Annotated in this window: 35 protein-coding genes and 1 pseudogene; 31 read left to right on the top strand and 5 right to left on the bottom strand. The window is 50.1% G+C overall.

Translation table 11 applies throughout. The features are described 5' to 3' along the window. Positions 1-65: 65 nt before the first annotated feature. The 3 genes from OGX97_RS18130 to OGX97_RS18140 all read right to left on the bottom strand — a co-directional run bounded on the left by OGX97_RS18130 (position 66) and on the right by OGX97_RS18140 (position 3,494). Positions 66-1,118 (bottom strand): phage integrase, encoded by a 1,053-nt coding sequence (locus tag OGX97_RS18130; RefSeq protein WP_000290937.1) that lies wholly within the window; start codon positions 1,116-1,118, stop codon positions 66-68. Between the two features lie 82 nt (positions 1,119-1,200). After that, the gene (locus OGX97_RS18135; RefSeq protein WP_021537497.1) at positions 1,201-2,877 is read right to left on the bottom strand and encodes a DUF4041 domain-containing protein; all 1,677 of its coding nucleotides are present in this window, start codon (positions 2,875-2,877) and stop codon (positions 1,201-1,203) included. 20 nt (positions 2,878-2,897) lie between these two features. Then, positions 2,898-3,494: a phage repressor protein CI gene (locus OGX97_RS18140; protein WP_000107903.1), complete on the bottom strand. Its 597-nt coding sequence runs from the start codon at positions 3,492-3,494 to the stop codon at positions 2,898-2,900. A gap of 95 nt (positions 3,495-3,589) precedes the next feature. Between OGX97_RS18140 and OGX97_RS18145 the strand changes: the two genes are divergently transcribed. From OGX97_RS18145 to OGX97_RS18210, 14 genes and pseudogenes are all read left to right on the top strand, one after another. Then, a complete protein-coding gene (locus OGX97_RS18145) occupies positions 3,590-3,811 on the top strand; it encodes a hypothetical protein (RefSeq protein WP_000188448.1) in 222 nt (73 codons plus the stop codon). Between the two features lie 32 nt (positions 3,812-3,843). Beyond that, positions 3,844-4,353 (top strand): phage regulatory CII family protein, encoded by a 510-nt coding sequence (locus OGX97_RS18150; RefSeq protein WP_000460893.1) that lies wholly within the window; start codon positions 3,844-3,846, stop codon positions 4,351-4,353. 7 nt (positions 4,354-4,360) lie between these two features. Next, positions 4,361-4,561, top strand: a complete 201-nt coding sequence (locus OGX97_RS18155; protein WP_000956182.1) for a phage filamentation protein Fil family protein — start codon at positions 4,361-4,363, stop codon at positions 4,559-4,561. After that, positions 4,525-4,866 (top strand): DUF5347 domain-containing protein, encoded by a 342-nt coding sequence (locus OGX97_RS18160; protein WP_000963472.1) that lies wholly within the window; start codon positions 4,525-4,527, stop codon positions 4,864-4,866. The genes OGX97_RS18155 and OGX97_RS18160 overlap by 37 nt, the downstream gene beginning before the upstream one ends. A 67-nt stretch (positions 4,867-4,933) precedes the next feature. Continuing rightward, positions 4,934-5,167 carry a DUF2732 family protein gene (locus OGX97_RS18165; protein WP_001244230.1) on the top strand — a complete coding sequence of 78 codons (234 nt, stop codon included), beginning with the start codon at positions 4,934-4,936 and terminating at the stop codon, positions 5,165-5,167. Then, positions 5,167-5,394, top strand: a complete 228-nt coding sequence (locus tag OGX97_RS18170; protein WP_169782428.1) for a TraR/DksA family transcriptional regulator — start codon at positions 5,167-5,169, stop codon at positions 5,392-5,394. Before OGX97_RS18165 ends, OGX97_RS18170 begins: the two co-directional genes overlap by 1 nt. After that, the gene (locus tag OGX97_RS18175; RefSeq protein WP_000104146.1) at positions 5,391-6,245 is read left to right on the top strand and encodes a DNA adenine methylase; all 855 of its coding nucleotides are present in this window, start codon (positions 5,391-5,393) and stop codon (positions 6,243-6,245) included. Before OGX97_RS18170 ends, OGX97_RS18175 begins: the two co-directional genes overlap by 4 nt. A 5-nt stretch (positions 6,246-6,250) precedes the next feature. After that, positions 6,251-7,072: a hypothetical protein gene (locus OGX97_RS18180; protein WP_001420002.1), complete on the top strand. Its 822-nt coding sequence runs from the start codon at positions 6,251-6,253 to the stop codon at positions 7,070-7,072. Continuing rightward, positions 7,072-9,444: a replication endonuclease gene (locus OGX97_RS18185; protein ID WP_286592679.1), complete on the top strand. Its 2,373-nt coding sequence runs from the start codon at positions 7,072-7,074 to the stop codon at positions 9,442-9,444. The genes OGX97_RS18180 and OGX97_RS18185 overlap by 1 nt, the downstream gene beginning before the upstream one ends. A gap of 152 nt (positions 9,445-9,596) precedes the next feature. Next, positions 9,597-9,785 (top strand): hypothetical protein, encoded by a 189-nt coding sequence (locus OGX97_RS18190; RefSeq protein WP_001154431.1) that lies wholly within the window; start codon positions 9,597-9,599, stop codon positions 9,783-9,785. Between the two features lie 10 nt (positions 9,786-9,795). Continuing rightward, positions 9,796-10,029: a DinI-like family protein gene (locus OGX97_RS18195; RefSeq protein ID WP_001217575.1), complete on the top strand. Its 234-nt coding sequence runs from the start codon at positions 9,796-9,798 to the stop codon at positions 10,027-10,029. A 113-nt stretch (positions 10,030-10,142) separates the two neighbouring features. Beyond that, complete coding sequence (locus OGX97_RS18200) at positions 10,143-10,820, top strand: hypothetical protein (protein WP_139003150.1); 678 nt, start codon at positions 10,143-10,145, stop codon at positions 10,818-10,820. Between the two features lie 65 nt (positions 10,821-10,885). Next, positions 10,886-11,074 (top strand): annotated as a pseudogene (locus OGX97_RS18205) (hypothetical protein). A 14-nt stretch (positions 11,075-11,088) separates the two neighbouring features. Next, positions 11,089-12,834 (top strand): DUF262 domain-containing protein, encoded by a 1,746-nt coding sequence (locus tag OGX97_RS18210; protein ID WP_000422658.1) that lies wholly within the window; start codon positions 11,089-11,091, stop codon positions 12,832-12,834. 27 nt (positions 12,835-12,861) lie between these two features. Here the strand turns inward: OGX97_RS18210 and OGX97_RS18215 are convergent, their stop codons facing one another. After that, positions 12,862-13,908, bottom strand: a complete 1,047-nt coding sequence (locus OGX97_RS18215; protein WP_000520351.1) for a phage portal protein — start codon at positions 13,906-13,908, stop codon at positions 12,862-12,864. Then, entirely contained in the window at positions 13,908-15,674 is a 1,767-nt protein-coding gene (locus OGX97_RS18220) for a terminase ATPase subunit family protein (RefSeq protein ID WP_089075589.1), read from the bottom strand. The genes OGX97_RS18215 and OGX97_RS18220 overlap by 1 nt, the downstream gene beginning before the upstream one ends. Before the next feature lie 142 nt (positions 15,675-15,816). On the opposite strand from OGX97_RS18220, the gene OGX97_RS18225 reads away from it, so the two are divergent. The 17 genes from OGX97_RS18225 to OGX97_RS18305 form a co-directional block, all read left to right on the top strand. Next, positions 15,817-16,650: a GPO family capsid scaffolding protein gene (locus tag OGX97_RS18225; RefSeq protein WP_286592684.1), complete on the top strand. Its 834-nt coding sequence runs from the start codon at positions 15,817-15,819 to the stop codon at positions 16,648-16,650. Between the two features lie 16 nt (positions 16,651-16,666). Then, complete coding sequence (locus tag OGX97_RS18230; protein WP_089075590.1) at positions 16,667-17,725, top strand: phage major capsid protein, P2 family; 1,059 nt, start codon at positions 16,667-16,669, stop codon at positions 17,723-17,725. Positions 17,726-17,728: 3 nt separating this feature from the next. Further along, positions 17,729-18,379, top strand: a complete 651-nt coding sequence (locus OGX97_RS18235) for a terminase endonuclease subunit (RefSeq protein WP_000059191.1) — start codon at positions 17,729-17,731, stop codon at positions 18,377-18,379. A 95-nt stretch (positions 18,380-18,474) separates the two neighbouring features. Then, the gene (locus tag OGX97_RS18240; protein ID WP_000673523.1) at positions 18,475-18,939 is read left to right on the top strand and encodes a head completion/stabilization protein; all 465 of its coding nucleotides are present in this window, start codon (positions 18,475-18,477) and stop codon (positions 18,937-18,939) included. Then, entirely contained in the window at positions 18,939-19,142 is a 204-nt protein-coding gene (locus OGX97_RS18245) for a tail protein X (RefSeq protein WP_000868175.1), read from the top strand. The genes OGX97_RS18240 and OGX97_RS18245 overlap by 1 nt, the downstream gene beginning before the upstream one ends. Positions 19,143-19,145: 3 nt before the next feature. Beyond that, positions 19,146-19,361 carry an HP1 family phage holin gene (locus OGX97_RS18250; protein ID WP_000171568.1) on the top strand — a complete coding sequence of 72 codons (216 nt, stop codon included), beginning with the start codon at positions 19,146-19,148 and terminating at the stop codon, positions 19,359-19,361. Next, positions 19,342-19,854: a lysozyme gene (locus tag OGX97_RS18255; protein ID WP_001069899.1), complete on the top strand. Its 513-nt coding sequence runs from the start codon at positions 19,342-19,344 to the stop codon at positions 19,852-19,854. Before OGX97_RS18250 ends, OGX97_RS18255 begins: the two co-directional genes overlap by 20 nt. A 1-nt stretch (position 19,855) precedes the next feature. Continuing rightward, positions 19,856-20,233 (top strand): DNZ54_00345 family protein, encoded by a 378-nt coding sequence (locus tag OGX97_RS18260; protein ID WP_032305281.1) that lies wholly within the window; start codon positions 19,856-19,858, stop codon positions 20,231-20,233. Continuing rightward, positions 20,230-20,658 carry an Rz-like lysis system protein LysB gene (gene lysB / locus OGX97_RS18265; protein WP_001080923.1) on the top strand — a complete coding sequence of 143 codons (429 nt, stop codon included), beginning with the start codon at positions 20,230-20,232 and terminating at the stop codon, positions 20,656-20,658. Before OGX97_RS18260 ends, lysB begins: the two co-directional genes overlap by 4 nt. Continuing rightward, the gene (gene lysC / locus OGX97_RS18270) at positions 20,543-20,791 is read left to right on the top strand and encodes an Rz1-like lysis system protein LysC (RefSeq protein ID WP_223683710.1); all 249 of its coding nucleotides are present in this window, start codon (positions 20,543-20,545) and stop codon (positions 20,789-20,791) included. Before lysB ends, lysC begins: the two co-directional genes overlap by 116 nt. After that, positions 20,754-21,185: a phage tail protein gene (locus tag OGX97_RS18275; protein ID WP_001039936.1), complete on the top strand. Its 432-nt coding sequence runs from the start codon at positions 20,754-20,756 to the stop codon at positions 21,183-21,185. The genes lysC and OGX97_RS18275 overlap by 38 nt, the downstream gene beginning before the upstream one ends. Next, complete coding sequence (locus tag OGX97_RS18280) at positions 21,178-21,624, top strand: phage virion morphogenesis protein (RefSeq protein WP_000829127.1); 447 nt, start codon at positions 21,178-21,180, stop codon at positions 21,622-21,624. The genes OGX97_RS18275 and OGX97_RS18280 overlap by 8 nt, the downstream gene beginning before the upstream one ends. Positions 21,625-21,692: 68 nt before the next feature. Beyond that, positions 21,693-22,271, top strand: coding sequence for a phage baseplate assembly protein V (locus OGX97_RS18285; RefSeq protein WP_000993752.1), 579 nt, complete (start codon positions 21,693-21,695; stop codon positions 22,269-22,271). Continuing rightward, positions 22,268-22,627: a GPW/gp25 family protein gene (locus OGX97_RS18290; RefSeq protein ID WP_000177597.1), complete on the top strand. Its 360-nt coding sequence runs from the start codon at positions 22,268-22,270 to the stop codon at positions 22,625-22,627. Before OGX97_RS18285 ends, OGX97_RS18290 begins: the two co-directional genes overlap by 4 nt. Then, positions 22,614-23,522 carry a baseplate assembly protein gene (locus OGX97_RS18295; protein WP_032162480.1) on the top strand — a complete coding sequence of 303 codons (909 nt, stop codon included), beginning with the start codon at positions 22,614-22,616 and terminating at the stop codon, positions 23,520-23,522. The genes OGX97_RS18290 and OGX97_RS18295 overlap by 14 nt, the downstream gene beginning before the upstream one ends. After that, a complete protein-coding gene (locus OGX97_RS18300; RefSeq protein WP_286592696.1) occupies positions 23,515-24,120 on the top strand; it encodes a phage tail protein I in 606 nt (201 codons plus the stop codon). Before OGX97_RS18295 ends, OGX97_RS18300 begins: the two co-directional genes overlap by 8 nt. After that, a partial coding sequence (locus OGX97_RS18305; RefSeq protein ID WP_286592699.1) for a phage tail protein occupies positions 24,117-25,179 on the top strand: 1,063 nt, incomplete at its 3' end. The genes OGX97_RS18300 and OGX97_RS18305, both read left to right, overlap by 4 nt.

Below are 25,179 nucleotides of genomic sequence, written 5' to 3' on the forward strand. Positions count from 1 at the left end.
CGGGTTAATGAAAACAATAAGTTAGGTTAAAAACAATAAGTTAGGTTGGTGGTCAGTGGTGGTTATTACGGGGTAATGCCAACCGCTGCCGCCACTTTGTCGCCACTTGGCAGCGTTGCCAGAGGATTGAAACGGAGCGCCGTTTCTAGATGATCCGGTGCCAGATGTGCGTAACGCATAGTCATTTTTATATCGTGGTGTCCGAGAATTTTTTGTAAGGCCAGAATGTTTCCACCCGACATCATGAAGTGCGCCGCAAACGTATGGCGCAGAACGTGTGTGAGTTGACCGCGAGGGAGCACGATAGACGTTTTTTCCATCACGGATAAAAATTGAAAATAGCAGTCTGTGAAGAAATTGAACCCATCAAGCGCCATGATCTCTTCGTAAAGCTCTTTACTGATAGGGATGCTTCTGTTTTTCTTCCCCTTCGTTCTGACAAAGGTAATTCGGTATTTGGTCACCTGTGAGCGGGTAAGATTTACGGCTTCACGCCAGCGTGCGCCTGTGCTTAAGCATATCTTAACTACCAGTGCCAGAATTGGGTCCTGACGTTTGCAATCAGCCAGCAATTCAACAATCTGCTCATGGGTAAGCCATGCCATCTCTTTTTCTGCGATGGTGAATTTTCGCATGTTCTCCAGTGGGTTCGGATACGACCATTCGCCCAGACGGGATAGTTCGCTAAAAACACTACTTAGATAGCTTTGCTCCAGGTTAATGGTGACCGGGCTTGCTCCTTTCTTCCATTTCTCGCTGAAGTAGATCTCGCCTGTCAGGCGTTTATCTCGATAGTGGGCAAACATTTTAGAGGTGAGATCGGTTGCAAGAGGATTGCCCAGAGCGTCAACCATCAACAGCAATTTGTCATAGACATGCTGCCCAGCTGTCAGAGATTTACCATGTAGTTTGAACCATAGCTCAACCACGTCTTTCAGTGTTCGACGATCCACTGATTCACCCAGCCAGGGCTTTGCTTCGGTTTCTTCCATCGTGTGGCGCTCAAAAGCCAGTGCTTCGCCTTTGGTAGCGAATTGTTTACGCACACGACGCCCACTTCGTCCGGCGGGGTAACATTCGCAAAGCCATTTCCCTGTGGTTAGTTTTCGTACTGCCATAAAAAGCCCTCATATCAGAGGGCTAAATTTAACTGTATATGTAACCAGTAATCAATGTGTGATTACTATGAAACATACATTGCTAAGCAACATGTAGTTCATCGTTGGCGGAAGTGGCTGCTTTGCGCTCCTGCTCAATAGATAGAGACTCTCTATATTCTTTCGCCTCTGCAAACATTGTCCAGTGGGCGTTGATGTTCATGTCTTCAATAACTGATTTGATTTCTTTTAAATTTACGTTAAAAAACTCTTTTCGTGAGTTAATTTTATTGACCTGCTTTTCGTTGAAAACTTTATGCAGATGGTTTTCTAATGATGGTGCATCATCACTATAAATCATCGCATGAACATCGAACGAAAAAGGAACACTAGCATCTCCGAGTTCACGAACACGATCAAGTGGTTCAAGGCGGCGTGTCATTCCAATTTTATATACATCTTCGCCAAATGAACCAATATTACTAATGATATAGACGTGGCCTGATCTGGTTTGTTGAGCCATAGAAATAGCTCGTTGATTTTTAGCTTCAGCTTCTTCATATTTTAACTGTAGTTCAGCTATTTTTTGCTCTAAAGCTAAGCGTTGTTCTTCATTTGCAAGCATAAGTTCTTTCGTTGCTTTATTTATAGCTTGCTGAATAGCTTTTTCTTCTTTTTCAGCTTCTTTTATCGCTTTTTCATATTCTCTACGAGCTCTTTCCTCTTCACGAAGCTGTTCTTTAATCCTTCTTTGCTCTTCTTTTTCTTCGAGCATAATTTCATTAACTGCTACACCCCATTTTAGCTCGTTGAGTCTTGCCTGAAGATAGATGTCACTTATTTTTGCGGACCTAAAGGCAGAGCCATTGTAATTTACTAGTTGAAATGCATCTTTTATTTCTTGGGAAAGTTTTCCAAAATTGTTGTGTTTGACTTTTGATAAAATACTGTCAACTCTTCCATTGAAGGCATCCAAAACAAAGTTTATGGCAGTATTACGCCTGTTTTGCTCAACATAATCACACGAAGCAGCTTTATTAGTTTTTATTAATGATTTGGTTAACTCTCTGGCTTTTTGTAATTCCTTGCCTGCATCTGTAAATTCATAATTTTCTGCCAGCTCATCAAGTACACTACGGTTAGGGATGATCCATTCATCACCATAACCTTCAATTTTATTTTTCATTGATTTTGCAACTGCTTCATATTTTTCTGCAAACTCTTTAGCTTCATATGCTGAACCAGCAATCTCCTTTGCTCTTTCTTCTGCATCAGAAATAATTTTTACTGCATTGTCATTAGCATTTGAGATTAGCTCATTTGCTTTATTATTAGCATTATCAAGACGTTCTTTGGCTTTCAGGCGTGCATCGCGAGCGTCTTTGGTGATTGCTATAGCTTCGCTATTAGCGTTGCTTATTGTCATCTGAGCTTGATAATTTGCTTCGTTTACTGTTTTAGCCGCCTTAATTTGGGCTTCATCTATTTTTTGCTTGGCTATTGAGTCCGCATTTTTTATCTTATTCTCTGCATCCATTACTGCGCTGTGCAATTCTTCGTATTGCCACAATGGTGCTGCTCGCCCTTCAAGCTCTGATAATTCTCGTACGGTCTGTGCTAGTTTTTCTTGATTTTCAATCAGTTGGTTAGAAAGGGCTATGTTGTTAGCTGTCAGGTTATCTATAGCCGCTTTGTGTTTTTTACTTTGTTTAAATAATATTACAGCTAGAACAGGGGCGAGAAATGCTAATAAGAGTATAACGATGGCAAATGAATTCATTTTAAAATCCTTTTACTATATTAATTCGAGACTATTGTACTTCTTATACAAGCAACCACTTCAATATCAGAAAATGCACATTCAAAGCTATTCTCTGCTGTTGTAATTTTAATCATTCCTTTAGGAAGCCTTGTGATTTTTCGAATGGAATAGGTTCCGTCGATATTGATTAACCAGTTTCCATCAAGTACTTCAGAAAATTTTTGATCACAAATGTATGTGACGAGTCCATCCTGAACAACAATTGGTGATGAAAGGTTTGCAGGAAGAAATGATGAATCGAAGACATATGAACCGTCTTCAATCATTTTGCCTGCGGCAAGGCGAAACTTAACAAGCTCTTCTGTAGCTGCTGTCAGCGAGCTTTGCTTAAGGCCTTGTCCGGTAGTTAACCATTTGAGGGAGGTTCCTGTTTCAAGAGCACATTGGATTATCCAGTCAGCAGGAAATGTATCCCGCAAATACCTGTTCGCTAGTGTGCTTTTTGATACTTCCAAGTGATCAGCTAAAGCCTGTCGTGTCGTAAAGCCATAGGCTTCGACTAATCGCTCAATCGCAGCCTTACCACCTTTATTGGGATTTATTTTGATCTCACTTGGGTACTTTGATGTTGACATATCTCTTTTGCGATCCTAGTATCAGTTTTGTACCCAATTGGGTACTTGTCACGATTACTACAGGCTCACCACAAGCCAATAGGAGATGTTGCATCATGACCCCTAACATTTCAATAACTCTGAATACGCCACACGTCACAATCGAGCGTTATAGCGAACTTACTGGTCTTTCAATCGACACAATCAACGATATGTTGGCGGATGGTCGCATTCCTCGGCATCGTCTTCGTAAAGACAAGAAAAGAGAAAAGGTAATGATCAACCTTGCTGCTCTTACCGTTGATGCACTTACTGATTGCAATGTTGTATTCAACTAGTTCCATTTTGGGATACATCAGAGGTGTCGACCATGTTTGATTACCAAGTTTCCAAACATCCACATTTTGATGAAGCCTGTCGTGCATTCGCACTGCGCCACAATCTGGTGCAACTGGCAGAACGTGCGGGTATGAATGTGCAGATTCTGCGGAACAAGCTGAACCCAGCTCAACCTCATTTATTAACCGCACCAGAAATCTGGCTGCTTACCGATCTGACTGAAGATTCAACGTTGGTAGATGGTTTTCTGGCACAGATTCATTGTCTGCCATGTGTACCGATTAATGAGGTAGCAAAAGAGAAACTGCCGCATTACGTCATGAGCGCAACTGCAGAGATCGGGCGTGTTGCAGCAGGTGCGGTATCTGGTGATGTAAAAACTAGTGCCGGTCGTCGTGATGCTATCAGCAGCATTAACTCTGTTACACGACTGATGGCGCTGGCTGCTGTTTCATTGCAGGCCCGTTTACAGGCTAATCCTGCGATGGCGAGTGCAGTTGATACCGTGACTGGCCTCGGTGCTTCATTCGGTTTGCTGTGAGGTGCTTATGCTGACGAAAGAACCATCATTTGCATCGCTGCTGGTAAAACAAAGTCCGGCAATGCACTACGGTCACGGCTGGATCATGGGTGAGGATGGTAAACGCTGGCATCCGTGCCGTTCACAAGATGAATTGCTGGCAGAACTATCTACGAAAAAACGGGGGAACAAATGGCTATTGAAGGCGCTGCGGCGACTGTTCCATTAAGACCCGGTGAACGCCTGAATGGACTTAATCATATTGCGGAGTTAAGGGCGAAAGTTTTTGGTTTGAATATTGAGTCAGAGCTTGAGCGGTTTATTAAAGATATGCGTGATCCTCGGGATATCAATAATGAACAAAATAAACGGGCACTGGCTGCCATATTCTTTATGGCAAAAATTCCAGCTGAACGTCATAGCATCAGCATTAATGAGCTGACCACTGACGAAAAGCGGGAGTTGATTAAAGCAATGAATCATTTTCGTGCAGTGGTGAGCTTATTTCCCAGACGGCTAACCATGCCGAATTAACCAACTAATGAAATTAATGGCGTAAACCCGCCGGGCATCCCTTTATCTAAATTCAGGAGAATTGCTTATGCGTAATATTGAAACCCTCACGACCAAAACCGGACCGGATGATGCAGGTCTTAATCTTTTACTGACAGAGGCTCGTCTGGAAGAACGCCGGGCAAGGGCTGAAGCAATGGCTGCTCGCCTCGATAGCCTGGCGTGTCATATCACCTCCCGCCAGCTAAACCACGTCGAAGCGGCAGAACTGCTGCGTGTGACTGCTGAAGCAATCCAGAACGAAGCGCAGGAGATCCACTGATGGCTGATGCAATGGATCTCGTACAGCAGCGCGTTGAAGAAGAACGCCAACGCCATATCCGTGCTGCCCGTGCCAAAACGCCGGGCGTGTCCCGCGTGCTTTGCGTTGAGTGTGAAGTGCCAATTCCGCCTGCACGCCGCCGTGCCATTCCGGGTGTGCAGCTTTGCATTACCTGTCAGGAAATCGCAGAGCTGAAAGGCAAACATTACAACGGAGGTGCTGTATGAGCACCATCCTGAAATGGGCAGGAAATAAAACCGCCATAATGTCCGAACTGAAAAAGCATCTTCCTGCTGGCCCGCGACTGGTTGAACCTTTCGCGGGTTCCTGTGCAGTGATGATGGAGACGGATTACCCCAGCTATCTTGTTGCGGATATTAATCCTGATTTAATCAACCTCTATAAAAAGGTTGCTGCTGATTGTGAGGCGTTTATATCTCGTGCCAGAGCTTTATTTGAGGAAGCAAACAGGGAGGTGGCTTATTACAACATAAGGCAGGAGTTTAATTACTCCACTGAAATTACTGATTTCATGAAAGCGGTATATTTCCTGTATCTCAATCGTCACGGTTACCGTGGTTTATGTCGCTATAACAAGAGCGGGCATTTCAACATTCCCTACGGTAATTATAAAAATCCGTATTTCCCTGAAAAAGAAATTCGCGCATTTGCAGAGAAAGCCCAGCGGGCAACGTTTATCTGCGCCAGCTTTGATGAAACGCTGGCGATGTTGAAGGTGGGGGATGTGGTGTATTGCGATCCGCCTTATGACGGTACGTTTTCCGGCTATCACACTGATGGTTTCACTGAAGATGATCAGTATCACCTGGCATCCATTCTTGAACATCGGTCATCAGAAGGACATCCGGTCATTGTTTCTAACAGTAACACGTCTTTGACCCGGTCCCTTTATCGTAATTTCACTCACCACTACATCAGGGCGAAACGCAGCATCGGCGTTGCAGCGGGGGAGGGAAAATTTGCAACAGAGATGATTGCCACTAAATCTGCTAATTGGTTTAGTGCCGATTTTAGTAGGGGACGTGACTCTACTGTTATTTTCGGGGTGCAAGTGTGAAAGAAATGCACCACGGAATTCATCATTTCCATGGGACGCCTGTCTGGGGAAGTGCTGGCGACGTTCATCGTATTGCGGTGAGCGGAGCTGGCGCTTTCGTCTCCTATGTACGACCAGATCAGATTGCGGCGTCCATTCAGCACGCTCAGGTCGTCGGCATTGATAACGGCGCATTTTCTGCATGGGTGCGTGGGCTAAAAATTAACTGGAGTGATTTTTATAAATGGCTCCTGAACTATTACCACCATCCTAAGGTCGCTTTTTTTGTCATTCCTGATGTTGTGGACGGAGGTGAACGTGACAATGATGCCCTGATAAACGAAGTTCCGAAAATGTTCTACGGGAAGGCAACTCCCGTCTGGCATCTGCACGAGTCAATCGATCGGCTTATCGAGCTATGTCGTGAATGGCCTCGTGTCTGCTTTGGATCGTCTGGTGAATATGCGGCTATCAGAACTGCGCACTGGCATCGTCGTATGCAGGACGCTTTTGAAGCAATTTATTGCCGACACAATTTCAAAACAGCTGTTCATGGTTTGCGCATGCTTGACGGTCGTGTGTTGGGAAATTACCCACTGGCGACTGCCGACAGTACAAATCTTGCCTGCAATGTCCCCAAATTTAATAGCAAATATCCTGAGCTGACGCGGGCTATTCAGGAGGCTGAGTATTCGCGCAATCTGACGGAAAAGGAGCTGAAAGCTGTCATTCTGAAAAACCGTTGCGCAATTTTAAAAGGTGCAATTGAAGCTGTTCGCCCACCTTCAGTTTCTGATTGGCTGTCGAATGGTTTGCAGCCTTCACAGCTCGAACTGGAGATTGCGTAATGAACTACAGCTATTCCTGGAATACTGAAAAAAAAGCAATCAATCCTTACGTAGAGACGGAAGAGCAATCTTCAGTTTCTGCGCTTTCAAACCTGATCGCTCTGTACGCTGCCGATAACGAGCAGGAACAGCTGCGCCGCGAGGCACTGAGTGATCAGGTCTGGGAGCGTTATTTCTTTAATGAATCCCGTGATCCTGTCCAGCGCGAAATGGAGCAGGATAAGCTCATTAGTCGGGCAAAGCTGGCGCATGAGCAGCAGCGTTTTAATCCAGATATGGTCATTCTGGCGGACGTTAATGCCCAGCCTTCCCATATCAGCAAGCCACTGATGCAACGTATTGAATACTTCAGCAGCCTGGGCAGGCCAAAGGCTTATTCCCGCTATTTGCGTGAGACGATTAAGCCATGTCTGGAACGGCTGGAGCATGTACGCGACTGTCAGCTATCCACTTCTTTTCGCTTTATGGCAAGCCATGAAGGGCTGGACGGCCTGCTGATCCTGCCTGAAATGAGTCAGGATCAGGTGAAACGCCTGTCCACCCTGGTAGCTGCGCATATGAGCATGTGCCTTGATGCAGCTTGTGGCGATTTGTATGTCACCGATGACGTTAAGCCAGAAGAAATCCGCAAGACATGGGAAAAGGTGGCAGCGGAAACCCTGCGTCTGGATGTCATCCCGCCTGCGTTTGAGCAACTCCGCCGGAAAAGAAACCGCCGTAAACCCGTGCCCTATGAACTCATTCCGGGTTCGCTGGCGCGTATGTTGTGCGCTGACTGGTGGTACCGGAAATTATGGAAGATGCGTTGCGAATGGCGGGAAGAGCAGTTGCGTGCTGTCTGCCTGGTCAGCAAAAAAGCATCTCCCTATATCAGCTATGAAGCCGTGATGCATAAACGTGAGCAGCGCCGTAAGTCGCTGGAGTTTTTTCGTTCTCATGAACTGGTGAACGAAGACGGCGACACGCTGGACATGGAGGATGTGGTAAACGCCAGCAGCAGCAACCCTGCGCATCGCCGCAATGAGATGATGGCCTGTGTTAAAGGCCTGGAGCTTATCGCGGAAATGCGCGGTGACTGCGCCGTTTTCTACACCATCACCTGTCCGTCACGTTTCCATTCCACGCTAAATAATGGCAGGCCCAACCCAACTTGGACAAATGCGACGGTAAGACAAAGCAGTGATTATCTGGTCGGCATGTTTGCTGCATTTCGTAAGGCGATGCACAAAGCCGGATTGCGGTGGTATGGCGTGCGGGTGGCTGAGCCGCATCATGACGGTACAGTTCACTGGCACTTGTTGTGTTTTATGCGCAAAAAAGACCGCCGCGCCATCACTGCATTACTGCGTAAGTTTGCCATCCGTGAAGACCGCGAGGAACTGGGCAATAACACTGGGCCGCGCTTTAAGTCTGAGTTGATTAACCCGCGCAAAGGTACGCCAACAAGCTACATCGCGAAATACATCAGTAAGAACATTGATGGGCGTGGTCTGGCTGGCGAGATCAGCAAGGAAACGGGGAAATCCCTGCGTGATAATGCTGAATACGTTAATGCCTGGGCGTCTCTGCATCGTGTTCAGCAATTCCGCTTCTTTGGCATTCCGGGGCGTCAGGCTTACCGTGAACTGCGATTGCTGGCTGGTCAGGCGGCAAGGCAACAGGGGGACAAAAAAGCAGGTGCGCCGGTACTGGATAACCCGCGCCTTGATGCCATCCTGGCTGCTGCTGATGCTGGTTGTTTTGCCACCTACATCATGAAGCAGGGCGGCGTACTGGTTCCCCGCAAATATCACCTCATCAGAACCGCTTATGAAATCAACGAAGAGCCGACCGTCTATGGCGATCACGGCATTCGTATTTATGGCATCTGGTCACCTATTGCAGAGGGCAAGATCTGCACTCATGCCGTGAAGTGGAAAATGGTTCGTAAGGCCGTTGATGTTCAGGAGGCGGCAGCCGACCAGGGCGCTTGCGCCCCTTGGACTCGTGGCAATAACTGTCCCCTTGCTGAAAATTTGAACCAACAAGGGAAAGACAAATCAGCTGATGGGGATACCAGAACGGATATCACCCGCATGGATGACAAGGAGTTGCACGATTACCTGCACAGTATGAGCAAAAAAGAGCGCCGGGAACTGGCAGCAAGGTTACGCCTGGTTAAACCGAAACGGCGTAAAGACTACAAACAGCGAATTACAGACCATCAGCGACAGCAGCTCGTCTATGAGCTGAAGTCCAGAGGATTTGATGGTAGCGAGAAAGAGGTCGATTTACTCCTTAGCGGCGGCAGTATTCCGTCAGGAGCAGGCCTGCGTATCTTCTATCGGAACCAGCGTTTGCAGGAAGATGATAAGTGGCGGGATCTGTATTAATTACGCGGGTTAACAATTCGTGCTCTTAATAATACCAGGCATATCAGGCTGATGAACGTAAAAAAACGTTTTACATCAGTAAGATTATTATATACTGTGAATATAAACAGTGGTTATGTATACAGTATTGCTTTGGTGTTATAGGAGGAAAGATGCAGGACTATTTTTTGGAGTCTTTGAAGCTCCAGCGCATTGATTTTTTTCTTAAGCTTGTAGCGGCTAGTGAGTGTAGTGATGAAGAGAAGGGGCTGGCTTTGCAGTGGGTTTCTGAACTGACAGATGAACTCATGGCAAAAATCAGAAGCCACGAATACAACCGCTCAATGGATGTCATCAGCTGAGGTGACTTTTATGCGCATTGAAATAATGATCGATAAAGAGCAGAAGATTAGCCAGTCTACCCTGGACGCCCTTGAATCCGAGCTTTACCGCAATCTGCGCCCCCTATATCCCAAAACGGTAATTCGTATCCGTAAAGGTAGCTCTAACGGTGTGGAACTGACCGGACTGCAACTGGATGAAGAAAGAAAACAAGTGATGAAAATTATGCAGAAGGTGTGGGAAGACGACAGCTGGCTGCATTGATTTTGTCAATAGATGCTTGTTTTTAATACTTAAAAAGGGTTACATATGAGTGAGAGGTGATGTCAATCAGATATCACCTCGTTTTTTGTCAAGAAAAGAATAATAGGCTAAAAATGAAAATTAACCATATTGCGTTACCTATATCTCTTGCTGTAATCCTAACTGGTTGCGTGCCTCATGCTTCTAACCGAAATATCACAGCTATTGAAGTGGTGAAGCCTGCTATTGGGCAAAGTGCTACAGCCTACATGGGCGACCCCATCATAACATCTGCTACTGGATATAAAACGGACGTACTAGAGCTTGGTGCGGCTAATGGTGCGCTATCTTCTATCTCTGCAGGTACATATTGCAGCGAAGGGAATGGAATTTACCGCAATCATCATAATTCTCAAGCTGTTGCGCTAAAAAATATCTATGGACAAATCGGCACCTATGTTGATTATGTAAGTTACGATGCTGCAAAAAATGAGATATCACCACCAAACGGCACTTCTTATACAGCCTCAGAAATTTCTATCAAGCGTGTTCCTGATGGGCTGTGTCGAGTGAGTAACTCATTGGTTAAGACTATCGAATACAATGGAAATGCAGGCGGTGTAATGAAGTTTACCTATCGTGAGTTTGCAAACGATATGGCTCGTGCAGCGTTTACAACAGATTTTTCTGTAGATTCGAAGGGAAGTGATGTTATCGCTTACAAAGGAGCCAAGTTCAAAGTGAACAAGGCTGATAACTCGTCTATTTCCTATACAATTATTTCTGGCTTTGACAAGGCTGTCACGTTCTAGATTTCACGCTTGCTGAGTATGTTACGATTTTGCACATTCTGCATAAACGCGCATGTCTATGCTGCATGAGATCGCATGATCGTTTGAGGATCTTTTGTGTTAAGGCCCGCCAGTTCTGGCGGGCTTTTGCGTAGATCATGCAGGTGCATGAAAACCACTACATAAAGCGGGCAGGCGTGGCGGGGATACGAGCGCGCGCAACGGGTTGTCATTCAAACTCCAATGCTATAAAACTGTGTAATACAAACAACTAAAGTAGGTGGCCTCAGTGGAACTGCAAGCAAATGCTCGAACCTTAACAAACGTGTTATCTGTAAATAAAAAATATATAGTCCCTAGATTCCAAAGAGAATATTCTTGGGGGAAGGAACAAGTAAGTGAACTTTGGCATGATATAGTTTCCAATATTCATTACCAGGAGGATGGGCAGTATCAATATGATGAGTATTTCATCGGTGCTCTCGTTTTGGTCGGGCAGGAAACTAGCTCTGAGCTGATGATTGTAGATGGTCAACAACGTCTTACGACTCTTACTATATTGTTATCAGCATTATGTGATAAATTTAAGTTGATAAATGAGTTGGCTGTAGCTCAATCAATATATAATAATTATATATCTGGTATGGATGACGATGGCAGACCTTTTTTTAAATTAGTTAATGAAACTCCTAAGCCATACTTTCAAAACAACATTCAGCATATTGATAAGAGAAATGAAGGACCGGAGTCCCTTGAAGAAAGAAACTTGCAATCTTCATATAATGATTTAACTGAGTATCTTTCAGAAGATAATCTTTGCCAGACATTAGGAGTAGATAGAGAGAAATTTATCTACTTGGAAGCGTTGAAGGCTGTGCGGGATCAAGTTCTACGGTATCTGAAAGTGATTTATATTACAGTTAATGATGAAGATGAAGCTTATACAATCTTTGAAACTCTGAATGCTAGGGGATTAAACTTAAGTTATGTAGATCTTATAAAAAACAAATTATTTAAGAAACTGAATGGCACACATCCTGATGATGATGCAAAAACTAAATGGAATAAAATTAGGCAAATAATTGCTAGTCGTAATGGTGTCGGTTCTATCGAGACATTTATCCGTCATTGGTGGGTGTCAAAATATTCTTATGTAAGTAGTGACACTCTTTATAAAGCTTTTCTGGATAAGTGGAAAAAAGGCGACATTGATGCTTCAGCGTTCATTGATGAGCTACTTTCAGATGCCGAGATATATGTGAAAATATCATCGCCTACAGAACAGGATTTTCCTGAACTGGAAATGAAACCAGTTTATCGAGGTTTGCAGGCATTAAGGCTGTTTAACATATCTCAGAATAAACCATTTTTGTTATCTTTATTTAAGGCAAGAGCAAGAGGAACGCTAAAACTTGTTGATATGAATAATGCAGTGCTGTCAATTGAACGCTTTCATTTTATGTTTAATGCTATTTGTTCATTGCGACCATCAGGTATTGAAAGTGCGTATGCTAAAGCTGCTAGGGCTTTAGTGGATGAAGGTTCTACTAAAGCTAGTAATAGACAAGTAATAAAGTCTTTGCTTGAAATGTTGGTGAAGAGAAAACCAGACATTAATATGTTTGTTGAAAAGTTTGTTATGCTTAAATTTTCAAATCAAGAGTTGAAAAATAAAAGGTTGATTCAGTACATTTTTAATAGACTTGAGTTACATCACATGAAAACGGGGGAGTATATGCCTGATTCATTAACATTAGAGCATATTCAGCCTCAGAGTGTGGGGGATTCTGAAGTATATAGCATGATAGGAAATTTATTACCACTTTCAAAAGAATTAAATGAAAAAGCTGGAAATAAGTCTGTTGTGGATAAGCTTGAAATTTATAAACAATCACAATATGCGCTAGTTAAAATTTTTATTGATGAATTTGAAAATAAATATCAAGGAGAATGGACGCCCGATCATATGAGGTCAAGAGCTGCTGAACTAAGTATTTTATCGTATAATTCAGTATGGAAATTGGGGCGTGAGTAAATGCCGGGGGGGGGCCCAGCATATTTATCAAAAAGAATCGTTTGTGAAATTTAGGGAGTAGGCATCAAAGCGTATTGCTTCTTCGCCTAGCCAATAGTTAAGTTCTTGTAGCTGTTTCTGCAGGGGCATCAGTTCGTTGCGGACAAAAACACGACTAGCCTTCTCCACATCACCAAAGCCCCCAACATTATTAGGCATTATCCCCATCATTTGCGGCGGCACACGATGCGCCGCCATCATGTCGTCCCGGCTCACGTTCTTGATATTCAGGAACTCATCCTTCGCCGCCACTTCTGACAACGGGATAATCTGAAGCCCATCCTTTTTGCCGTTAGGCGAGTACATAAACAGGTTACGGAAGTTACCAGGACCTTTGGCACTTTTCATTGCGTTGCGGAGGTTGTTCACATCCTCCTGGTTCTGCGCGGCGTCGGTCATGTACATGATGAAGCCCGCATGGCTGCCGTTGATGTAATACTTCCGGCGGAACAGCGTGGCGGACTCGTTGAGCAGGGCTGACGGAATGGCAGAAAGATAACCGGGCAGGCCGTAGATCTCCTGGTTGATGTCCGGCTCCATCAGATGAAAAATGCTGCCTTTCGTGAACTGATACGGCTGGGTTGTCATACCGTATTGCACAAACCAGTAGGTATCCAGGTCTAACCCGCGTCGGGTGTATTTTGCCAGAGCAGGCTCAAGGGCTATAACTTCACCGAAGCGGTTCGTGCGTTTCTCCAGGTAGGCGTTACCAAAAACCAGATAGTCCTGTACAAAACGCGAAAAAGCCTGCTGGCTGAGCAGCGGGTGAGGGATGTAGGTGCTGGTCAGAATGTTGCACTTTACTGCAATCGGGGAACTATGATGAACGGCAGCGCGGAAGGTGCGCGCCAGTCCGTCAAAGCTGACGGGCGGCTCATACCAGCGGTCCATCTGTACGCATTCCACATAATCCAGCAGTTCTCGGCGGTCCAGAACAGGAACGGGATCGCCGAAGCTGAATGCTTCGGCTGTAGTTTGACTTTTAAGCTGGATCTGTTTCGTCGCCGCAGCGCGGTTCTTCTTACTCTTTCCCATCAAAAAATCTCCACAATATTGCTGGTATTGGCGGATTCGCCCTGCAGCGGTTCGTTAAACAGTGCGTGCATCGTTGCCCAGGCCAGATCGGCGTGGCTGGCTTCTTCGCTGCGGCTGGCTTCATAGGTCGGGCGGTTGCCACTGGCGGTGGTGGCGCGACGGATCGCCATAAAGGACTGCGCTATGTCGGTGTGTCCGGCGTCAAACTCCAGACGGCGGTGGCTGATAATGTCGTAGGCCTTGAGTACCAGGGCGTTTTTAACGTTGGGGTTGTAGACAAACTCCCGGACGGCAGGAAAAAACGCTTTCACGTTCTCGTAAACCCCGTGACCAACGCCGGTTGAGTCGATACCGATATAGGTCACGTTGTACTGTTCGGTCAGTTTTTTGATGGCGTCAGCCTGGGCGCGGAAGTCCATTCCGCGCCACTGGTGACGCTCAAGAATGCGGAACTTACCGCCCGGCACGACTGGCGGCGCCACCACCACGCATCCGGCGCTGTCGCCGTTCTGCGTACCTTTCGCCGGGTCATATCCGATCCACACTTCGCGCCAGCCAAACGGGCGCAGGGCCAGTGCATGAAAGTCGGTCCAGACTTCCCAACTGTCCACCATGCACGCCTGCAGCTCGCTGAGCGGGAACACAGACGCGAGATCGTCCACGAACTCACACATCAGCAGGTTCTGGTATTCGTCCGGGCTGTACTCCATGCGCAACTGGTCGAGGTCGAACAGGTTACAGCCGCCGCGCACCGCATCTTCCACAGTGACTATCTGGCGGTACTGCCCGTCTGCGCACAGCAGGCCGGGGGCCAGATTGCTGTGGGACAGGTCGATGTCCACCTTATCGGCTTTGTTGCGCCCTCGGTTGAACAGCGCACCGGACCAGAACGGATAAGCACTGTGTGTCAGGCTGGATGGCGTGGAAAAATAGGTTTGTCGCCATTTTTTGTGAATAGCCATACCGGAAGCCACTTTGCGCAGCTCCTGGAATTTCGGTATCCAGAAATATTCATCCAGATACAGGTTGCCGTGGTAACTCTGGGCCGTGCGGGCATTGGTGCCGAGGAAGTACAGCGTGGCCCCGTTAGGAAGCACCATCGGATCGCCTTTCAGCTCCACCTCCACTTCTTTGGCGAAGTCGATGATGTACTGCTTAAAGACGTGGGCCTGAGCCTTGCTGGCGGAAAGGAAAATCTGGTTACGTCCGGTTAGCAGGGCGTCAATCAGGGCTTCACGGGCAAAATAGAAGGTCGCGCCGATCTGGCGTGACTTCAGCAGGTTGCGGATGCGGTTGGTTTTTCCGGCTTCCCACCAGTGGCGCTGGTAGTTGAACATGGAGGAATGGAAGATTTCTTCCAGCTTCTCAATCTGTTCATCGGTGAAAACGTTCTTTTCCGGCTGACGGCGCGGGCCTTTGTTGCGGTTGGCGACGTTAGGGTTTAAGTCGGCTTCGTTGCCGCCATTGTTAAACTTGCCGATCCGCGCATGGCGCTCCGACTGGCGCGCCAGCAGGTCAATCTCTTTGAAATCTTTCCCTTCTTTGTGCTCCTTCATAATGAGCTGGCAGTAGCGTGCGGCGGTGGTGAGCTGCATCTGATCTAGCGGCCCATAGTCACCCCACTTGTCGCGTTTTTTCCAGCTGTGAACGGTTGCAACTTTCTCGCCCAGCATTTCAGCAATGCGGGCTACGCGGTATCCCTGAAAGTACAGCAGCATGGCCTGCCGACGGGGATCGAGATCTGCGGGTGTCAGTGTGGTGTTCATGGCACAAACCTACAGCCTTGAATGAAGGCTTTCCCCGCCTGCGGTTTGTGTGGTTGTCGGTACAAATACCGCGCATTGTTTCACTGCCCCCATCACCGCAACCATAAGGCTCCAGTAAGTTTTTTCTAACGGAGCACGGCTCATGACAGTGAAAGCAAAGCGTTTTCGCATCGGGGTGGAAGGTGCCACCACCGACGGACGCGAAATCCAGCGTGAATGGCTGGAACAGATGGCAGCCAGCTACAACCCGGCGGTGTATACCGCGCTGATTAACCTTGAGCACATCAAGTCTTATCTGCCGGACAGCACCTTTAACCGCTACGGCAAGGTGACGGCGCTGTTTGCTGAAGAAATCACGGAAGGTCCGCTGGCAGGCAAGATGGCGCTGTATGCCGACGTTGAGCCAACGGAGTCCCTGGTGGAACTGGTGAAAAAAGGCCAGAAATTATTCACCTCTATGGAAGTCAGCCCGAAGTTCGCTGATACGGGCAAAGCCTACCTGGTCGGCCTGGCTGCTACTGATGACCCTGCCAGTCTGGGTACGGAAATGCTGACATTCAGCGCCAGTGCAGCCCATAACCCGCTGGCAAACCGCAAGCAGAATCCTGCCAATCTCTTTACCGCTGCAGAGGAAACGGTGATCGAACTGGAAGAAATCCAGGACGACAAACCGTCCCTGTTTGCCCGCGTCACGGCGCTGTTTACCAAAAAAGAGCAGTCCGATGACGCCCGGTTCTCTGATGTGCATAAGGCCGTGGAGCTGGTCGCCACTGAGCAGCAGAACCTGAGTGCACGCACCGAAAAATCCCTGTCTGAGCAGCAAGAACGCCTGTCTGAGCTGGAGACTGCCCTGCAGGCACAGCAAACCGCCTTTAACGAACTGGTGGACAAGCTGAGTCATGAAGACAGTCGCCAGGACTACCGCCAGCGTGCAACAGGCGGTAACGCCCCCGCTGACACTCTGACCAATTGCTGATGGAGCACAAAACCCGATGAAGAAGAATACCCGCTTTGCTTTTAACGCTTACCTGCAGCAGCTGGCGCGTCTGAACGGTGTGGCAGTTGAAGAACTGTCCAGCAAGTTCACCGTGGAGCCGTCTGTGCAGCAGACGCTGGAAGACCAGATCCAGCAGTCCGCCGCTTTCCTGACGCTGATTAACGTCACGCCAGTGACTGAGCAGTCCGGTCAGCTGCTGGGGCTGGGTGTTGGCAGCACCATTGCCGGAACCACTGACACCACCGCGAAAGAGCGTGAACCTGTCGATCCGACGCTGATGGTCGATGTGGAATATAAATGCGAGCAGACCAACTTTGACACGGTGCTGACCTACGCGAAGCTGGACCTGTGGGCGAAGTTTAAGGATTTCCAGGTGCGTATCCGTGACGCCATCGTGAAACGTCAGGCACTGGACCGCATCATGATCGGCTTTAACGGCGTGAAGCGTGCGAAAACCTCCAACCGTAGTGAAAACCCGCTGCTGCAGGATGTGAACAAAGGCTGGCTGCAGAAAATCCGTGAGGATGCACCGGATCACGTCATGGGCAGCACCACCACGGGCGGCGAAACCACACCGGGTGCGGTGAAAGTCGGGAAAGGTGGCGAATATGCCAACCTGGACGCTGTGGTGATGGATGCGGTCAATGAGCTTATCGACGTGGTCTACCAGGACGATGACGATCTGGTGGTGATTTGCGGTCGTGAACTGCTGTCTGACAAGTATTTCCCGCTGGTCAACAAAGAGCAGGAAAACAGTGAAAAATTGGCAGCCGATATGATTATCAGTCAGAAACGCATGGGCGGTCTGCAGGCCGTGCGTGCGCCGTTCTTCCCGCCGAATGCGCTGCTGATCACCCGTCTGGATAACTTGTCCATCTACTGGCAGGAAGACACCCGCCGCCGTTCAGTTATCGACAACCCGAAACGTGACCGGATTGAAAATTTTGAATCCGTTAACGAAGCCTACGTGGTTGAGGACTACCGCTGCGCCGCACTGGTGGAAAACATCCAGATTGGCGACTTCAGCGCCGCCGCAGCAGAAACCGGAGCGTAATTCATGAGCCTGAGTCCCGCACGGCAGCATCGCCTGCGCGTTCAGGCTGAACAGGCCGCTCGCGAGGGTGGCAGTGTTCGCCACGCGTCGGGCTATGACCTGATGCTGCTGCAACTGGCGGAAGACCGCCGCCGTCTCAAGGGCGTTCAGTCCACGGTCAAAAAAGCGGAAATCAAAGTGGAGCTGCTGCCGAAGTACGCCGCCTGGGCAGAGGGTGTCCTGGCTGCCGGAGGCGCTCAACAGGATGACGTGCTGATGTACGTGATGCTGTGGCGCATTGATGCCGGAGATTATGCCGGGGCGCTGGAGATCGGGCGTCATGCCCTGCGTCATGGCTGGGTGATGCCGCTGGGTAACCGCAACGTGCAGACCGTGCTGGCAGAGGAAATGGCAGATGCAGCGCAGAGCGCAATGCTTGCCGCAACCGGCTTTGATGCCGATCTGTTGCTGCAGACGCTGGAGCTGACAGACGGTCTGGATATGCCGGACCAGTCACGGGCGCGTCTGCATAAAGCGATTGGCGCTGTCCTGAGTGAAAGCAATCCGGCTTCCGCCCTTAATCATCTCAACCATGCGTTACAGCTCGATCCCCGCTGTGGCGTGAAAAAAGACAAACAGCAGCTGGAGCGCAGACTGCGCAATGACAGCCGCTGACAGAACGTGCCCCCGCGCACGGGCGGCACGGGGTGGCGAAAGGCACAGCCACATCAAAACCCCGTCCACCGCCCTCTATCTCAGGAGAAAGCAGCATGAAGTTTGTTGCGCCAGAACAGGCACCGGAACAGGCGGAAATCATCAGAAATACGCCGTTCTGGCCTGATGTGGACCTGTCGGAGTTTCGCAGTGTCATGCGCACTGACGGCACGGTGACGCAGCCGCGTTTAAAGCAGGTTGCGCTGTCGGCAATTTCGGAGGTTAACGCAGAGCTGTATGAGTTTCGCAGACGCCAGCAGATGCTGGGGTATGCGTCGCTGGCTGAGGTTCCGGCGGAACAGCTGGACGGGAAAAGTGAGCGCATTCAGCACTATTTCAACGCGGTTTACTGCTGGGCACGCGCCATGCTCAACGAGCGTTATCAGGACTATGACGCCACGGCGTCCGGTGTGAAGCGAGGTGAGGAACTGGCGGAAGCAAGCGGTGATTTGTGGCGTGACGCCCGCTGGGCCATCAGCCGGGTGCAGGATGCGCCGCACTGCACAGTGGAGCTTATCTGATGAAAGTGCGTGCGCATCAGTATGACACTGTGGACGCGCTTTGCTGGCGTCATTACGGGCGCACGCAGGGTGTCACGGAGCAGGTACTGAAGGCAAATCCGGGGCTTGCCGAATACGGCCCCTTTTTACCTCACGGGCTGCAGGTGGAGCTGCCGGACATTCCGACCACCACCACCGTGCAGACCGTCCAGCTATGGGACTGAATTATGACGCTTGAGCGAATCAGCGCCTTTATCACGTACTGCATCGCCGTCGTGCTGGCCTGGCTGGGCGATTTGTCCATCAAGGATGCCTCAACGCTGGGCGGCCTGATGATTGGTGTGCTGATGCTGGCTATCAACTGGTACTACAAACACAAAGCCTACCAGCTTCTGCGCGACGGGCAGATCTCGCGGGAGGATTATGAATCCATCAATCGTTAAACGCTGCCTTGTCGGGGCCGTGCTGGCTATTGCTGCCACGCTGCCGGGTTTTCAGCAGCTTCACACCTCCGTGGAGGGGCTGAAACTGATTGCCGATTACGAAGGCTGTCGTCTGCAGCCGTATCAGTGCAGCGCGGGTGTCTGGACAGACGGCATTGGTAATACATCTGGCGTCATTCCAGGCAAAACCATTACGGAACGACAGGCAGCGGAAGGGCTGATCTCCAACGTGCTACGTGTGGAGCGGGCACTGGAAAAGTGTGTGAAGCAACAGCCGCCGCAGAAGGTGTATGACGCGGCGGTGTCGTTTGCCTTCAACGTGGGAACGGGCAATGCCTGCAGTTCCACGCTGGTGAAATTGCTCAACCAGCGGCGCTGGGCGGATGCGTGCCGACAGTTGCCGCGCTGGGTTTATGTAAAAGGTGTGTTTAATCAGGGGCTGGATAACCGCCGAGCGCGGGAGATGGCCTGGTGTTTACAGGGAGCAAACTGAAATGAAAAAGAAAGTAATTAGCGGGCTGTTTCTGATGTTATGGATGGCGCTGTTAATCGCAGCAATGGCGTATCCGCAGGGGATTTTTCCGGTACTGGCAGCGTCCGGCGTTTGGGTAGCCTGTTTGCTGACATGGGCGGTAATTCCGGTAGCACTGGCTGCGTTAATTAAGAATGGCCCGCTCTGGCAGGAGTTGAGGGCATCTTTGCTGAAGACAATTACCCGAAAAGAAAACGTATTTATCAGCTGGATGATGCGATTGCTGATTGTCGTAAGTCTCGCCTGGACGGGGTGGGCTATTACCCTGGTCTTTTATCTGCTGACCGTTATTGCCTTCTGGATCACCCGTAATCAGATGGCGCAACAGGTAGCAGCATGAACCGGTTGCTGCTGGTTGTGCTGGCGTTATTACTGGCGGCGCTGGGCTGGCAGACGTGGCGGCTGGCTGATGCCAGCCAGACCATCAGCACGCAGGCAGACGAGCTGCAGAGCAAAAGCCAGGCTCTGGCAAAGAGCAACAGCCAGCTTATCAGCCTGTCCATTCTGACTGAAACCAATAACCGGGAGCAGGCGCGGCTCTATGCCGAAGCAGAACAGACCAGCGCGCTGCTGAGACAACGACAACACCGGATTGAGGAACTGAAACGTGAGAACGAGGATTTACGCCGCTGGGCTGATACTCCTTTGCCTGCTGACATTATCCGGCTGCGGGAACGTCCGACGCTCACCGGAGGTGCAGCTTACCGTCAGTGGTTGTCCGCGAGTGACGCCGTGTTGGCTGGATCAGGCAGCGCCGCGCACTAACGGTGATCTGAACGCGTTGCTGGATGAAACGGAGGCCGCCTGGGCGGTCTGTGCAGACAAAGTGGACATGATTATTGCGTGTCAGGAGCGAAACAGTGAACAAACCACAATCCCTGCGCCACGCCCTCAATAAAGCGGTGCCTTATGTCCGCAATAACCCGGACAAACTGCATCTGTTTGTGGATAACGGTTCGCTGGTTGCCACGGGGGCCAGCTCCATGTCGTGGGAGTACCGTTACACCCTGAACGCGGTGATTGAGGATTTCAGCGGCGACCAGAATCTGCTGATGGCCCCGGTTTTGCTGTGGCTGAGGGATAACCAGCCCGATGCCATCAATAACCCGGCGTTACGGGAAAAACTATTCACCTTTGAGGTGGATATTCTGCGCAACGATGTCTGTGATATCAGCCTGAACCTGCAACTGACGGAGCGTGTGCTGGTCAGCACTGACGGTAGTGTGTCGAGTGTTGAAGCTATAGCGGAACCTGATGAACCTGAAGAAATGTGGACGGTGAAACGTGGCTGAACTGCAGAAAGTGGACGACTGGCTGAGTGCCTTGCTGGCGAATCTGGAACCAGCCGCCAGAAGCCGCATGATGCGCCAGCTGGCGCAGGAACTGCGCCGGACACAGCAGCAGAACATCAGGATGCAACGCAATCCTGATGGCAGCAGCTATGAACCGAGGCGAGTAACAGCACGCAGTAAAAAAGGCCGTATCAAACGGCAGATGTTTACAAAACTTCGCACCACAAAATACCTGAAAACTGCCGCCAGCGCCGACTCTGCCAGCGTGCAGTTTGAAGGTAAGGTGCAGCGCATTGCCCGTGTTCACCATTACGGCTTGCGCGATCGCGTCAGTCGCAAAGGACCTGAGGTCCGTTACGCAGAGCGTCGCCTTCTGGGTGTAAATGATGATGTTGAGGCAATGACCCGCGACATGATTCTGCAATGGCTGGCGGGGTGATCTTTGTATCAGCACTGATACAAGTTGCAGCACTGCCGCCTTTCTTCCCCTGATGGCAACCTTTCCCTATGAACGCACAATTAACCGAAATCATGCGCCTTATCACCAACCTGATCCGCACAGGTGTAGTCACCGAAGTGGACAGGGCAAACTGGCTGTGTCGGGTGAAAACTGGCGACCTCGAAACCAACTGGATTAACTGGCTGACACTGCGCGCGGGCAAATCGCGCACCTGGTGGAAACCGTCTGTGGGTGAGCAGGTTGTGCTGTTCAGCCTTGGCGGCAATCTGGAAACCGCGTTTGCCCTGCCTGCGGTCTACTCAAACCAGTTTCCGCCACCTTCAGGCTCTGAGGACGGCAACGTGACGGAATACCCGGACGGCGGCTGGTTTGAATACGAACCCGCCACCGGGCGCTGGTATGTCAGGGGCATCAAATCAATGGTCATTGAGGCCGCTGACAATATCACCCTGAAAACCAGTGAGTTTGTGCTGGAGGCTGACCGCACGCGTATTAACAGCGAAGTGGTGATCAATGGTGGCGTTACCCAGGGAGGCGGAGCGATGAGCTCTAACGGGATTGTGGTTGATGCGCATCAGCATACTGGCGTCCTGAAAGGCGGCGATACAACCGGAGGCCCGGTATGACGCTTTATAGCGGGATGAACAATACCAGCGGCAAAGTCATTACTGATATTGATCATCTGCGCCAGTCGGTGCGGGACATTCTGCTGACACCGCAGGGTAGCCGCATTGCCCGCCGGGAATATGGTTCCCTCCTGTCGGTTTTAATAGATCAGCCACAAAATCCGGCATTACGCCTGCAGGTCATGTCGGCAGTGTATGTGGCGCTGAGTCGCTGGGAGCCACGGCTGACGCTGGATTCCATCACCATCAACAGCAACTTTGACGGTTCTATGGTGGTGGAGCTGACCGGGCGGCGGAATAACGGTGTGCCTGTGTCCCTTTCCGTATCAACAGGAGCAGAGAATGGCAGTGATTGACCTTTCGCAGTTGCCTGCACCGCAGATTGTGGATGTGCCGGACTTTGAGACGCTGCTTGCCGAACGCAAGGCCCAATTTGTTGCGCTTCATCCGAAAGATGAGCAGGAAGCCGTGATCCGCACGCTGGAACTGGAATCTGAACCCGTCACTAAATTGTTGCAGGAGAACGCTTACCGTGAGTTGCTTCTGCGCCAGCGCATTAACGAAGCCGCGCAGGCGGTGATGGTGGCTTACGCGATGGGCGGCGATCTTGACCAGCTCGCTGCCAACTACAACGTGACACGCCTGACGGTGACGCCTGCTGATAATGATGCTGTGCCGCCCGTTGCAGCTGTGATGGAAAGCGATGAAGCGTTACGCCTGCGTGTGCCTGCAGCCTTTGAAGGGCTTTCTGTTGCGGGGCCAACTGCAGCTTATGAATTTCATGCCCGAAGCGCCGACGGCCGGGTGGCGGATGCCAGTGCAACCAGCCCGGCACCTGCAGAGGTGGTGCTGACTGTCCTTAGCCGCGAAGGCGATGGAACTGCAGAAAAAGACCTGCTGGACGTGGTGGAAAAAGCTCTGAACAGTGAGAACGTCCGCCCGGTGGCTGACCGTCTTACGGTTCGCAGCGCAGAAATCATCCCGTACCGTGTGGAAGCTACCATTTTTCTTTATCCGGGACCGGAAGCAGAGCCGGTAATGGCAGCGGCAAAAGTCAGCCTGCAGAGGTACATCGCCAGTCAGACACGTCTTGGTCGGGATATTCGCCGTAGCGCCATCTTTGCCGCCCTGCATGTTGAGGGTGTGCAGCGTGTGGAGCTGGCTTCTCCTCTGGCGGATGTGGTCCTGAACAAAACACAGGCGGCATCATGTACGCAGTGGAGCGTAACCAACGGAGGAACGGATGAATAGTCTGCTGCCGCCGGGTTCAACACCACTGGAGCGCCGACTGGCGCAAACCTGCAGCGGGATTTCTGATCTGCAGGTGCCGCTTCGTGACTTGTGGAATCCGGCAACCTGTCCGGTCAGTTTCCTGCCTTATCTCGCCTGGGCGTTCTCTGTGGATCACTGGGACGAGGGCTGGACAGAAAGCGTCAAGCGCCAGGTGGTGAAGGATGCTTTTTATATTCATCAGCATAAAGGGACCACCAGTGCCGTGCGGCGGGTGGTGGAGCCGTTCGGCTTTCTGATCCGCATTATTGAGTGGTGGCAGACCGGAGAGGCACCGGGCACGTTTCGCCTGGATATCGGCGTGCAGGACCAGGGCATCACTGAAGATACCTATCTGGAACTTGAGCGACTGATAAGCGATGCCAAACCATGTAGCCGCCACATGATCGGCATGTCCATCAATCTGCAGACCAGCGGCCCGCATTGGGTGGGAGCCGCCAGCTATCTTGGCGAAGAAATCACGATCTATCCGTATATCAACGAAACGATTATTTCCGGTGGCACCGCGCATGAAGGCGGGGCGGTCCATGTTATTGACACAATGAGAGTGAATCCATGAGCACAAAATTTTATACCCTGCTGACGGATATTGGCGCGGCGAAACTTGCCAGCGCCGCCGCGCTCGGTGTGCCGCTAAAAATTACCCATATGGCGGTGGGCGATGGCGGCGGAGTATTGCCAACGCCGGACGCAAAGCAGACGGCACTGGTAAATGAGAAACGCCGGGCTGCGCTGAATATGCTTTATATCGACCCGCAGAACAGCAGCCAGATTATTGCTGAACAGGTGATCCCTGAAAACGAGGGCGGTTGGTGGATACGTGAAGTGGGCCTGTTTGATGAGTCCGGGGCATTGATTGCCGTGGGAAACTGCCCGGAAAGCTATAAGCCGCAACTGGCTGAAGGCAGCGGGCGTACCCAGACCGTGCGCATGGTGCTGATTACCAGCAGCACGGACAATATCACCCTGAAAATCGACCCTGCTGTAGTGCTGGCAACCCGTAAATACGTGGATGATAAAGTCCTGGAATTAAAGCTGTATGTGGATGACCAGATGAGAAACCACATTGCCGCACAAGATCCTCATACCCAGTATGCGCAGAAACATAATCCGACATTTACCGGAGAACCAAAAGCGCCGACGCCTGCAGCAGGAAATAACACCACTCGGATTGCGACCACAGAGTTTGTTCAGGCCGCTATTACTGCTCTGATTAACGGTGCGCCAGCCACGCTGGACACACTGAAAGAAATTGCCGCAGCCATTAACAATGACCCGAAATTCAGTACCACTATTAATAATGCGCTGGCACTGAAAGCGCCGCTGTCGAGTCCGGTACTCACCGGAACGCCAACAGCACCTACTGCGGCACAGTCGGTCAACAATACACAGATTGCCACCACGGCATTTGTGAAATCGGCGATTGCGGCAATGGTGGGTTCTGCACCTGCGGCACTGGATACACTGAACGAACTGGCGGCGGCACTAGGGAATGATCCGAACTTTGCCACGACAATGCTTAATGCGCTGGCAGGTAAACAACCGCTGGACAATACGCTGACTCATTTGAGTGGAAAGGATGTAGCAGGTCTTCTCGCATACCTTGGTTTGGGAGAAG

Origin of the sequence: Citrobacter sp. Cpo061 (assembly GCF_030332845.1) — a bacterium.
GTDB classification, from domain to species: domain Bacteria; phylum Pseudomonadota; class Gammaproteobacteria; order Enterobacterales; family Enterobacteriaceae; genus Citrobacter; species Citrobacter portucalensis.